Raw genomic sequence first — 11,718 nt, 5'->3', positions numbered from 1 at the left:
TCCCTCAAGGAGCCAAACATGAAAACCGATCCGGCATCCCACCAACGCATGGCCGAGAAGCGCAAGGCGGGCTTTGAAAAGAAAAAAGCCGCCGCCACCAAGGAAAAAGGCCTGCTCATCGTCCACACCGGCACCGGCAAGGGCAAAAGCAGCGCCGCCTTCGGCATGGGGCTGCGCACCGTCGGCCACGGCATGCAGCTGGGCGTGGTGCAGTTCATCAAGGGCGCGCTGCACACCGCCGAGCGCGACCTGCTGGGCGGCTTTCCCAACTGCGACTTCCACACCATGGGCGAAGGCTATACCTGGAACACCCAGAACCGCGACGCCGACATCGCCACCGCACGCAAGGGCTGGGACGAAGCCTGCCGCATGCTGGCCAGCGGCGAATACGATATGGTGATCCTGGACGAACTGAACGTGGTGCTGAAATACGAATACCTGCCGCTGGACGAAGTGCTGGCCGCCTTCGCCGCCCGCCCGGCCGACCTGCACGTGGTGGTCACCGGCCGCCACGCGCCGGAAGCGCTGATCGAAGCGGCGGACCTGGTGACCGAAATGCGGCTGGTCAAACACCCCTACCGCGAACAGGGCATCAAGGCGCAACAGGGCGTGGAATTCTGAGATGGAAACCCGCCACTGCCCGGCGCTGTTTCTCACCGCTCCCGCCTCGCACCAGGGCAAGACCACGCTGACGGCGGCGCTGGCGCGGCATCACCGCAAGCAGGGCCGCCGGGTGCGGGTGTTCAAGACCGGCCCGGACTTTCTCGACCCCTACATCCTGGAGCAGGCCAGCGGCCACACCGTCTACGGCCTGGACCTGTGGATGAACGGCGAGGACGACTGCCGCGCCCGGCTGCATCAGGCCGCGGCGGAAGCGGACCTGATCCTGATCGAGGGCAGCATGGGCCTGTTCGACGGCACCCCCAGCAGCGCCGACCTGGCCGAGTTGCTGGGCGTGCCGCTGGTCGCGGTGATAGACGCCGCCGGCATGGCGCAGACCTTCGCCGCCGTCGCCCACGGCTTGGCCAGCTTCCGTCCCGGCCTGGTCTTGCACGGTTTGGTCGCCAACCACGTCGCCAGCGAGCGCCATGCCGAAATGCTGGCCCAGCAGTTGCCCGTCCATCTGCCGCTGCTGGCCGCGCTGCGCCGCGACGAGGCGGCGCGGCTGCCGGAACGCCACCTGGGCCTGGTGCAGGCGCAGGAGATCGCCGATCTGGACGCCAGGCTGGAGCGTTCGGCGGCGCAGATCGCGGGCACCGCCTTGGCCGCGCTGCCGCCGCCAGCCGCCTTTCCCGCCATCGCGCAGCCTGCCGTGCCCAGGCAGCTGGCGGGCAAGCGCATCGCCATCGCCCGCGACGCCGCCTTCGCCTTCGTCTATCCAGCCAATCTGGAAACGCTGCGCCAGCTGGGCGCCGAACTGGCCTTCTTCTCGCCGCTGGCCGACGCCGCGCTGCCGGACTGCGACGCCGTCTACCTGCCCGGCGGCTACCCGGAGCTGCATCTTGAAACGCTGTCCGCCAACACGGCGCTGAAAGCGGATCTGCATGGACACGTCGAAGCCGGCAAGCCGCTGTACGCTGAGTGCGGCGGCATGCTCTACCTGCTGGACAGGCTGACCAACCGCGATAACGACAACGCGGCGATGCTGGGGCTGCTGCCCGGCCACGCCACGCTGCAAGCGCGGCTGTGCGGGTTGGGCCTGCAGCAAATGGACTTCCCCGGCGGCGCGCTGCGCGGCCATACCTTCCACTACACCCGGCTGGAAACGGCTCTGGAGCCAATCGCCCGCGCCGAGCGCGCCAGCGGCGCCGGCCAGGGCGAGGCGCTGTATCGCCGCGGCAGCCTGCTGGCCAGCTATTTCCACGCCTACTTTCCGTCCAATCCCCTTGCCACCGCGAGCCTGTTCCTGTCATGAACCGTTATCCGCAAGCCGACATCGACGCCATCTACCGCGCTATCCGCGAACGCCGCGACATGCGCCACTTCCTGCCGGACCCGATCGATTCCGAAACCATGCGGCGGCTGTTGGCCGCCGCCCACTTCGCGCCCAGCGTCGGCTTCATGCAGCCGTGGCGCTTCATCCGCATCCGCAGCGCCGAACTGCGCGGCCAGCTGCACGCGCTGGTGGAGCAAGAGCGCATCCAGACCGCCCGCGCGCTGGGCGAGCGCGAAGACGAGTTCATGAAACTGAAGGTGGAAGGCCTGCTGGATTGCGGCGAAGTGCTGGTGGCGGCGCTGATGGACGGCCGCGAGCGGCACGTGTTCGGCCGCCGCACGCTGCCTGAGATGGACCTGGCCTCGGTGGCCTGCGCGATCCAGAACATGTGGCTGGCCGCCCGCGCCGAAGGCCTGGGCCTGGGCTGGGTATCCATCTTCGATCCGGCCAAGCTGGCCGCGCTGCTGGCCATACCCGCCGGCGCGCGGCCGGTGGCGATACTGTGCATCGGCCATGTCGAGGCGTTTTACGAGAAGCCGATGCTGGAGCAGGAAAACTGGGCCCGCCGGCAAAACCTGGCCGACCTGGTCTACGACGACCGCTGGCCCGGCCAGGCCTGAGCGCGCCCGCCATTGCAGCCATCGCCCCATGAAAATATCCATTGAATTTATTTAATACCGCACAATAATTCAAATGGCATTTAAATGGAGAAGACGATGAAAACTGCAAAAACAATGGCGGCGCTATGGCTGCTGGCCATCGGCCATCTGGCGCATGCCGATGCGACGGTGCCGCGCTGGGCGGTGCAAGCCGAAGGGCGGCAAGTCCGCCACGCCGACGGCTGGCAGGCCACCTGGCCCGGCGTCAACTGGCAGGTCCGCGTCGCCGCCCAGGCGGTGGGCGTCACGCTGGACGACGCGGTCAACTACTATGCGCTGGAAGTGGATGGCAAGGCGGTGCAAAAAATCGGCCCGGCCGCCGGCGAGCGCACGCTCTGGCAAGACCTGCCGGACCGCCGCCCGCACATCGTGCGCCTGTTCAAGCTGACCCAGTCTCCGGACAATCCCGGCTGGTTCAAAGGATTTTCGCTGCGCCAGGGCCAAGTGCTGGAGCAGCCGCCCAAGCCGCGCCGCCAGATTGAATTCATCGGCGATTCCTGGACCGTGGCCTACGGCAACCTGTCCACCACCCGCGACTGCACCGATCAGCAAATCGTCGAGCGCAGCGACGCCAGCCAGAGCTTCGCCGCTTATCTCGGCAAACGCCACGGCGCGCAAATTCAGAACGACGGCATGTCCGGCATGGGCATGGTGCGCAACTGGGGCGGCAATATGCCGGAAGTCGACTACCGCAGCTATCATCCGCGGCTGTTGCAGAACCTGCCGGCCAGCGCGCCAGGCAACAACGCCGAGCATCGCGACAACTGGCGGCCGCAGCTGGTGGTGATCGCGCTCGGCGTCAATGATTTCGGCACCGATGTCGGCCCTGGAGAAAAGCGCAGCCAGCAGCAGTTGGCCGACGACTACGTCCAGGCCTATCACGGCCTGATCGCCCGCCTGAAGCAGCGCTACGACAACCCCGCCTTCCTGCTGGCCGCCACTTATCTCTGGCCAGCCGACCGGATGCGGCCGCTGGTCAGCCGCATCGCCGACGAGGAAAGACAGCAAGGGACGACGGTGGCCTACGTGGACTGGCAAAACATAGAGCTGACCGGCTGCAACTGGCACCCCAACTTATCCGACCACGCCAAAATGGCCGACCAGATGGACGCCGCCATCCGCACGCTGGGCAATATCTGGGACAAGTAAGCCGCTGCCCGGGAGCGCAGGCCAGTCCCGCCCTCCCCGCGCGTCGTCAATCCCGAACCTCCCACTGCGGATTCCAGGCCACCTCCCACAGATAGCCGTCCGGATCCTGGAAATAGCCGGCATAGCCGCCCCAGAACGTGTCCATGGCCGGCTTGACGATGGTGCCGCCGGCGCGCGCCGCCTGCGCCATCGTTTCATCTACCTGCCCCCGGGAGGAAACATTGTGGCCGATCGACACGCCGGCGGCGGCGGCCCGCGGCTCAGGCAGGCCCGCGTCATGCGCCAGGCTGGCGCGCGGGTACAACGCCAGCTTCAAACCGCCTTCCAGTTCGAAAAAGGCGACGGCGCCGTGCTCGAACTCGGCGCCGACTATGCCCTCGCTTGCCAGCCCCAAACCGTCGCGGTAAAAACGCAGCGCGCGCTGCAGATCGTCCACCCCCAGCGTCAGCAAAGTGATGCGCGGCTTCATAAGCCTACCCTCCGGATCAGCGTCCTTTGAAATGCGGCGCCTGCTTGTCGAGAAAAGCGCGGGTGCCGATGCGGAAATCCTCGCTCTGCGCCGCCAGGCCGAAATAATCGGCCCCCAGCCGCGCCGCCTCGTCTTCCGTCAGGCTAAGGCCGCGGTGCAACGCCTCCCAGGTGAGCCGCACCGCCACCGGTGACTGCGCCATCACCTCGCGCAGCAAAGCCTCCGATTCCGCCAGCAAATCTGCGGCGGCCACCACCCGATTGATCAGGCCCAGCCGGCACGCCTCCTCGGCATCGATCAGCCTGCCGGTCAGCAGCAGCTCCGCCGCTCTGCCCTTGCCTATCAGCCTGGGCAGCCGCGTGGTGCCGCCGAAACCGGCCACCGCGCCTATCCTCACTTCCGGGTGGCCGAAACGGGCATGCGGCGCGGCCAGACGCAACATGCAGGCTTCGGCGATTTCCAGGCCGCCGCCCAGCGCGTCGCCGTTGATCGCGGCCAGCACCGGCTTGCCAAGCGCCTCTATCCTGCTTGTCACAGCCACCGCCAGCCGCGCCAGCTCCCTCACCTCGGCCGCCGAAGCCTGGCTGAGAAAGCGGATGTCCGCGCCGGCGGAAAACACCCGGCCGCTGCCGCAAAGGATCAGTGCCCGCGCCGATTCATCCACCGCGGCCAGCTCCAGCGCCGCCAGCAGCTGGCGCAGCAGCGGGCGGTTCATCGCGTTCAGGCAGTCGGGCCGGTTCAGCGTGATCCGGCCAATGCCATCTTCCACCTGGTAACGCACCACATCCTGCTCGAACATAAGCCCTCCTCGCAGCAAAGCGGCGGCCAATCCGCCGTCAGTCAAACCGGAAGCGGCGCTTAGCCCGCCGCCCACTCCATGTAATCGGCGGACGCGAGAAAGCCTTCCTGCCGATACAGCGGCCGCCCCGCCTCCGTCGCATGCAGCCAGACCTTGCCGTAACCCCGCCGCTGCGCCAGCGCCAGCGCGCTGCGCACGATCGCCCGCGCATGGCCCTGGCCGCGATGATCCGGCAGCGTGTACATATTCAGCAAATACGCGTCCCGCCCGGCGGCATTGCCCGGATAAGGCGGCCGAGCGAACACCGCCAGCGAACCGATGGCGACCACCTGGCCGGCCTCCTCCGCCACCCAGGTGACGCAATCGCCGCCTTGCAGCGCCTGGCGGAAATACGCGATGGTGGCGGCGCGGATGGTTTCGTCGGGGCCGACGCCGTTGAGCGCGGCCGCGTCGTCGAACAGCCGCATGCGCAGCAGGACTATGGTTTCCAGATCGGAAGGAAGGGCTTGGCGGATGATGGCGGGCATGAAGGGAAGCGGCGCGTTGGCCGACGATATGATCCACCGCCAGAATAGCACATGAGCATAGGCGTGATAGGCCAGACTATCTTTATCGTCCGGATGAAGAAAGCGGCGTCACGACCACGCGGCAAAACCTGCGGCCCCCTCCGGCGAGCATGCGCCATCCCGCCGCCGGACGCCCGGCGGCTTCAATTCTCGACGCGCAGTTGCCGCTGCAGACACGCCGGGCACAGGCAGTCGCTGTCCGCCGCGCTTGGCGACAAGCGCCGCGGCAGATCCGCGCACCAGCAGCCGCCCGCCTCGCCGCCCGCCCCGCAGGTGAAGCCACCGCCGCAACGGGCGCAGGTCTTGGCCTGCACCGGCACAGGCAAGGCCAACAGGCGCTGCCAGACCCGCTCCTTCTCTTCCTTGCCATAGCTGGACCAGCCGGCGATCTCGTCCAGCGTGCGGCGGCAGCCGACGCACACCTGCCCGCTCTCGTCCAGGCGGCAGATGCCGATACAGGGCGATGGCGGCGGCGTTTCCATGCTTGTCCGTTTCATTCGCCTCTCCCATTGAAATTGTCGTAGTCGATATTAGCGCGCGTCTGGCCGTTTGTGCGCGCAAACAAAAACGGCGCGGAAGTCCGCGCCGTTCGTCATGGAGAAAGCTGGCTTACTTGGCTGCGGATGCGTCCTTGGCCACGCCGCCGCCGACGGTTTCCAGCACTTTCCACTGGCCGTTTTCCACCTTGTAAACGGTGATGCCGCCGTCTTTCAGGTCGCCCTTGTCGTCATAGGTCCAGTTGCTGGAAGTCACGCCCTTGTGGGTGATCTTGGCCAGCACCGGCATGTAGACCTTGGGATCGGCCGAATTGGCGTCCTTCATCGCCTGGATCAGCGTGCGCGCGGCGTCGTAGCCGTACGGCGAGTAGGTGGCCACATCGGACTTGAAACGGGCCTTGTAGCGCGATTCGTAGTCCTTGCCGCCCGGCATCTGCTCCAGCGGCAGGCCGGCCAGCGAGGCGATGGTGCCGTCGGCTTCCTTGCCTGCCAGTTGCAGGAAAGTCGGGGTCTTGGTCATTTCGCCGGAGATCAGCGGCGCCTTGATGCCCAGGCGCTTCATCTGCTTGGTCATCGGGGCGGACTGCGCGTCGGCGCCGCCGTAGAACACCGCATCCGGGTTCGCGCCCTTGATGCTGGTCAGGATGGCGGTGAAGTCGGTGGCCTTGTCATTGGTGAACTCGCGCTTCACCACTTCGCCGCCGGCCGCGCGGGCGGACTTCTCGAATTCGTCAGCCAGGCCCTGGCCGTAGGCGGTGCGGTCGTCGACGATGACGATCTTCTTCGCCTTCAGGTTCTGCACCACGAACTTGCCCATCACGCCGCCCTGCTGGGTGTCGGAGGTCATCGAACGGAAGGTGTTCTTGAAGCCTTGCGCGGTGAATACCGGCGAAGTCGCCATCGCGATCATCGGGATGCCGGCGTCGGAGTAGATCTTGGAGGCCGGGATCGAAGTGCCGGAGTTGAAGTGGCCGACGATGCCGGCGACTTTCTCGTCGACGAACTTCTGCGCCAGCTGGGTGGCGGTTTTCGGATCGGCCTGATCGTCCTGGGCGTCCAGTTCGAAGGTGACCGGCTTGCCGGCGATGGTCGGCTTCTCGGCGTTGGCGTCTTCGATCGCCAGGGTCACGCCGTTCTTGTATTCCTCGCCGTAGTGCGATTGCGGACCGGTCAAGGGGGCGGCGAAGCCGATCTTGACCACGTCGCCGCCAGCGCTCGCCTGGGCCGGAGCCGAAGCGGCGCCTGCCGGAGCGGCTTCTTCCTTCTTGCCGCAGGCGGACAGGGCGACAGCGGCGGCAACCGCCAGAGTCAGGGTAGACAGCTTGGATACTTGCATCTCTTCAGTTCCTCTCTTGCTTCAACACAACCAGCCAGCAGGCCGGCTCCAGTCTTGCTCTTAAAGTAAAAACTCTGGCCGCATTATTTCAACGCGGCCGGAGCCTGGCAAGTTGATTATTCGCTCATGCTCATCAGGCTGGCGTTGCCGCCCGCCGCCGTGGTGTTGACGCTGAGCGCGCGCTCCACCACCAGCCGGTGAATATTATAGCCATGCGCGTCGCGCAGGATCAGTTGCGCCAGCGCGCCGTCGCGGGCGGCTAGGCGGCGGCGCGCCTCCTCCGCGCCAGAGCCGGCGAACAGCACCGCGTCCACGTCGGCGGCCAGCACGTCCGCCGCCAGTTCGACATGGCTACCCAATTGCGCAGCCAGCTTGGCGCCGGCGCCGTCCTTGGCCAATACCGCGCGGTTGCCGGCGGCGAACACCGCGGCCAGCTGTTCAGCCAGTGCTTGCGCGTCGTCCGCCACGCAGCCGATGCGGCCGCGGCCGGCGAAGCCCAGCGTGTTGTTCTCGCCGGTCGGCCCCGGCAGCGCCACGCTGTGCGCCAATGGGCTTTCCTTGCGCGCCGCGGCGATAGCGCCATCCAACGCCAGCCCCTGCGCCTTGGCGGCGGCGGCCAACGCCTCCAGCGCCGGCAGCTCGACGGCAGCGTTAACGGCGGCCAGCTTCGGCTGCCAGGCGGCGCGGCTCAAGCGATACAAGTAATACGGACCGCCCGCCTTGGGGCCGGTGCCGGACTTGCCCTCGCCACCGAACGGCTGCACGCCGACCACCGCGCCGACGATATTGCGGTTGACGTAGACGTTGCCGGCCTTGATCTTGCCGCAGATGTCGGCGATGGTTTCGTCGATGCGGCTATGAATGCCGTGGGTCAGGCCGTAGCCGGTGGCGTTGATCTCGGCCACCACCTGGTCCAGATCGCTGGCGGCGAAGCGCAGCACGTGCAGCACCGGGCCGAACACCTCGCGCTTCAGTTCGGACAGATTGTCGATCTCGAACAGCGTCGGCGCGACATAAGTGCCCTGCTCGCACTCGCTGGACAGCCTGGTCTGATGCACCGCCCTCGCGGACTTCTTCATCTTTTCGATATGGGCCAGCAAGCCGGCCTGCGCCTCCGCGTCGATCACCGGTCCGACATCGGTGGTGAGCTTGGCCGGGTTGCCCACCGTCAACTCGTCCATCGCGCCCTTGATCATCTTGACCACCTTGTCGGCGATGTCGTGCTGCAGGTAGAGCACGCGCAGCGCCGAGCAACGCTGGCCGGCGGAGTCGAAGGCCGAGCTCAACACGTCGGTCACCACCTGTTCCGGCAGCGCCGAGCTGTCGACTATCATCGCGTTCATGCCGCCGGTTTCCGCCACCAGCACGGTGTCGTCGCTGCGCTTGGCAAGCGTGCGGTTGATGATCTGCGCCACTTCGGTGGAGCCGGTGAAGATCACGCCCTGGATGCGCGCGTCGCCGGTCAGCGCCGCGCCCACCACCTCGCCGCGGCCCGGCAGGAACTGCAGCGCGGCGCGCGGCACGCCGGCTTCGTGCAGCAGGCGCACGGCGTAAGCAGCGATCAGGCTGGTCTGCTCGGCCGGTTTGGCCAGCACGGTGTTGCCGGCGGCCAGCGACGCGGCCACTTCGCCGATGAAGATGGCCAGCGGGAAATTCCACGGGCTGATGCACACCACCGGGCCCAGCGGCTGATGGCTGGCGTTGTCGAATTCGGCGGCGATCTGCGCGGCGTAGTAGCGGCAGAAGTCCACCGCCTCGCGCACTTCGGCGATGGCGTTGTTCAGCGTCTTGCCGGCTTCGCGCACCGCCAGGCCCATCAGCGCCGGCATATTGGCTTCCATCAGGTCGGCCATGCGGTTCAGGCAGGCGGCGCGCTCCGCCACCGGCGTGGCGGCCCAGGCGGCGGCGTAGCCGGCCGATTGCGTCAGCGCGCGCTCCACATCGGCGGGGCTGGCCTCTATCACCTTGCCGACGATGTCGGCGTGATTGGCCGGATTGCGCACCTCCAGCAACTGGCCGTCGCTGACATCGCCGTCGCCCAGCATCGGGAAAGCCGCCCAGCGTTGCTGCTCGGACGCCTGCAGGCCCAGCTGCAGGGTAGCCAGCACGTGCTCGCTGGACAGGTCCAGGCCCTTGGAGTTGCGGCGGCCATTGCCGTACAGCTCGGCCGGCAGCGCGATCTTGCCGTGCGGCGCGCCGGCATGGCGGGCCGCTTCGGCCACCGGGTCGGTCACCAGTTCGGCGATGGACACCGCTTCGTCGACGATGCGGTTGACGAAGGAGGAGTTGGCGCCGTTTTCCAGCAGGCGGCGCACCAGGTAGGCCAGCAGGGTTTCATGCGAACCCACCGGCGCGTAGATGCGGCAGGCCTTGCCCAGCTTGTCCTTGCCCACCACTTGGTCATACAGCGTTTCCCCCATGCCGTGCAGGCACTGGAATTCATAATCCAGCCCGGTGGCCAGGTCATAGATCGCCGCCAGGCTGTAGGCGTTGTGGGTGGCGAATTGCGGGTAGATGGCGTCCTGCGCGGCCAGCAGTTTTTTGGCGCAGGCGAGGTAGGACACATCGGTGTACACCTTGCGGGTATACACCGGGTAGCCTGGCAGGCCATCCACCTGGGCGCGCTTGATCTCGGCGTCCCAATAGGCGCCTTTCACCAGCCGCACCATGAAGCGGTGGCTGGTGCGGCGCGCCAGGTCGATCAGGAAGTCGATGACATAAGGACAGCGCTTCTGATAGGCCTGCACCACGATGCCTATGCCTTCGAAGCCGTTCAGATCCGGATCGTTGGCCAGCGCCTCCACCAGGTCCATCGAAATTTCCAGGCGATCGGCTTCTTCGGCGTCGATATTCAGGCCGATATTGTACTGCTTGGCCAGCAGGAACAAATCCTTCAGGCGCGGCAGCAGTTCGCTCATCATCCGCTCATGCTTCAGACGGGCGTAGCGCGGGTGGATGGCAGACAGCTTCACCGAAATGCCCGGGCCCTCATAGATGCCGCGGCCGTTCGACTCCTTGCCGATCGCGTGGATGGCGGTGACGTAGTCTTTCAGATAGCGCTGCGCGTCGGCTTCGGTCATCGCCGCTTCGCCCAGCATGTCGTAGCTGAAACGATAGCCGCGCGCCTCGCGCTCGCGGCCGTTGGCCAGCGCCTCCTCAATGGTTTCACCGGTGACGAACTGCTTGCCCAGCATCCGCATCGCCATGTCGACGCCCTTGCGGATCAGCGGCTCGCCGCCCTTGGCGATCAGCCGGGTCATCGCGGCCGACAGGCCGGAGGCGCTGTGCGAGGAAACCAGCTTGCCGGTCACCAGCAGGCCCCAGGCGGCGGCGTTGACGAACAGCGACGAGCTGTTACCCAGGTGGGCCTTCCAGTCGCCGCGGGAAATCTTGTCGCGAATCAGCTTGTCCGCGGTTACGCGGTCGGGGATGCGCAGCAGCGCCTCCGCCAGACACATCAGGGCGATGCCTTCGCTGCTGTCCAGAGAGAACTCATGCATCAGCGCATCGACGCCGCTGGAGCGGGTGCGCTCGCGGCGCACCTCGGTCACCAAGCGGCTGGCTAGCTGCTGCACCGACTTCACCTGTTCCGGACTCATCGCCGCCTGCGCCAGCAAGGCCTGCACGCATTCGCGTTCGTCGCGCCGGTAGGCGGCGGTGATCGCATCGCGCAAAGCGGTTTGATGATGAGCAAAAGCTTCAAATTGCATGGGTTTCTCCGAATATTGTTTGCAGCCCCGGCCTCGCGTCCGGGTAAGCCGTCTATTGTATACAAGGACATCCCGTTTTGTTCGACAATATAAAATATTCTTTAGCGCCCAAACACTACCAAAACGATAGCAGGCCAGGCCATGAGTTCGCATTCCATCCGGACGAAAATCACCCCAATCGCATAGATAAGGCTTTGCAGCTTGGCAACATTGCGTTGTCTGTCACGCGCAAACGTAGTCGGATAGCGAACAAGCGCTGTCTGAAAATGACAAGTCAGCCTAGTACATTTAATTTTAATCGCAAATAACTGTCATGAAGCTGACTGGAAAATGACACAACAGCGGGACATGCTTGGGAGAGAGATAAGCAAAAAAGCCCCAGGCTGATGCCTGGGGCTTTTTATGGGGGAATCTGGCGATGTCCTACTTTCACATGGCGAATGCCACACTATCATCGGCGCTAAGGCGTTTCACGGTCCTGTTCGGTATGGGAAGGCGTGGGACCACCTCGCTATTGTCACCAGATAAAACGGTAACGCTGCTGCGTAATTCTATTGCCTTTTTCAGGCGTAACGCCAAGTCATCGACTTGGCGTTG

General features: G+C 65.8%; 10 protein-coding genes and 1 rRNA gene. 4 read left to right on the top strand and 7 right to left on the bottom strand.

The window, feature by feature from the left end; translation table 11 throughout:
- Window positions 1-18: 18 nt before the first annotated feature.
- The 4 genes from cobO to MY55_RS04115 all read left to right on the top strand — a co-directional run bounded on the left by cobO (window position 19) and on the right by MY55_RS04115 (window position 3,744).
- Entirely contained in the window at window positions 19-621 is a 603-nt protein-coding gene (gene cobO / locus MY55_RS04130; protein ID WP_043574118.1) for a cob(I)yrinic acid a,c-diamide adenosyltransferase, read from the top strand.
- 1 nt (window position 622) lies between these two features.
- Window positions 623-1,915, top strand: a complete 1,293-nt coding sequence (locus MY55_RS04125) for a cobyrinic acid a,c-diamide synthase CobB (RefSeq protein ID WP_043574122.1) — start codon at window positions 623-625, stop codon at window positions 1,913-1,915.
- Complete coding sequence (gene bluB, locus MY55_RS04120; protein ID WP_043574124.1) at window positions 1,912-2,556, top strand: 5,6-dimethylbenzimidazole synthase; 645 nt, start codon at window positions 1,912-1,914, stop codon at window positions 2,554-2,556. The genes MY55_RS04125 and bluB overlap by 4 nt, the downstream gene beginning before the upstream one ends.
- A gap of 96 nt (window positions 2,557-2,652) precedes the next feature.
- Window positions 2,653-3,744 carry an SGNH/GDSL hydrolase family protein gene (locus tag MY55_RS04115; protein WP_160310674.1) on the top strand — a complete coding sequence of 364 codons (1,092 nt, stop codon included), beginning with the start codon at window positions 2,653-2,655 and terminating at the stop codon, window positions 3,742-3,744.
- A gap of 46 nt (window positions 3,745-3,790) precedes the next feature.
- Here MY55_RS04115 and MY55_RS04110 read toward each other — a convergent pair whose 3' ends face one another.
- The 7 genes from MY55_RS04110 to rrf form a co-directional block, all read right to left on the bottom strand.
- On the bottom strand, window positions 3,791-4,213 hold the full coding sequence (locus MY55_RS04110; protein WP_047237276.1) for a VOC family protein: 423 nt from the start codon (window positions 4,211-4,213) through the stop codon (window positions 3,791-3,793).
- Between the two features lie 16 nt (window positions 4,214-4,229).
- Entirely contained in the window at window positions 4,230-5,012 is a 783-nt protein-coding gene (locus tag MY55_RS04105; RefSeq protein WP_047237277.1) for an enoyl-CoA hydratase/isomerase family protein, read from the bottom strand.
- Between the two features lie 59 nt (window positions 5,013-5,071).
- Window positions 5,072-5,539 (bottom strand): GNAT family N-acetyltransferase, encoded by a 468-nt coding sequence (locus MY55_RS04100; RefSeq protein ID WP_043574133.1) that lies wholly within the window; start codon window positions 5,537-5,539, stop codon window positions 5,072-5,074.
- Between the two features lie 182 nt (window positions 5,540-5,721).
- Window positions 5,722-6,075 carry a DUF1289 domain-containing protein gene (locus MY55_RS04095; RefSeq protein WP_244270648.1) on the bottom strand — a complete coding sequence of 118 codons (354 nt, stop codon included), beginning with the start codon at window positions 6,073-6,075 and terminating at the stop codon, window positions 5,722-5,724.
- Window positions 6,076-6,187: 112 nt separating this feature from the next.
- Window positions 6,188-7,411, bottom strand: coding sequence for a branched-chain amino acid ABC transporter substrate-binding protein (locus MY55_RS04090; protein WP_043574138.1), 1,224 nt, complete (start codon window positions 7,409-7,411; stop codon window positions 6,188-6,190).
- Window positions 7,412-7,527: 116 nt separating this feature from the next.
- Window positions 7,528-11,121: a trifunctional transcriptional regulator/proline dehydrogenase/L-glutamate gamma-semialdehyde dehydrogenase gene (putA, locus tag MY55_RS04085; protein WP_065202003.1), complete on the bottom strand. Its 3,594-nt coding sequence runs from the start codon at window positions 11,119-11,121 to the stop codon at window positions 7,528-7,530.
- Window positions 11,122-11,531: 410 nt separating this feature from the next.
- Window positions 11,532-11,646: ribosomal RNA gene (gene rrf, locus MY55_RS04080) — 5S ribosomal RNA — on the bottom strand.
- Window positions 11,647-11,718 lie beyond the last annotated feature (72 nt).

Source organism: Chromobacterium subtsugae, assembly GCF_001676875.1.
Lineage (GTDB): Bacteria > Pseudomonadota > Gammaproteobacteria > Burkholderiales > Chromobacteriaceae > Chromobacterium > Chromobacterium subtsugae.
Note: the sequence above shows the minus strand (reverse complement) of the source record. Positions and strands in the feature narration are given on the sequence as shown.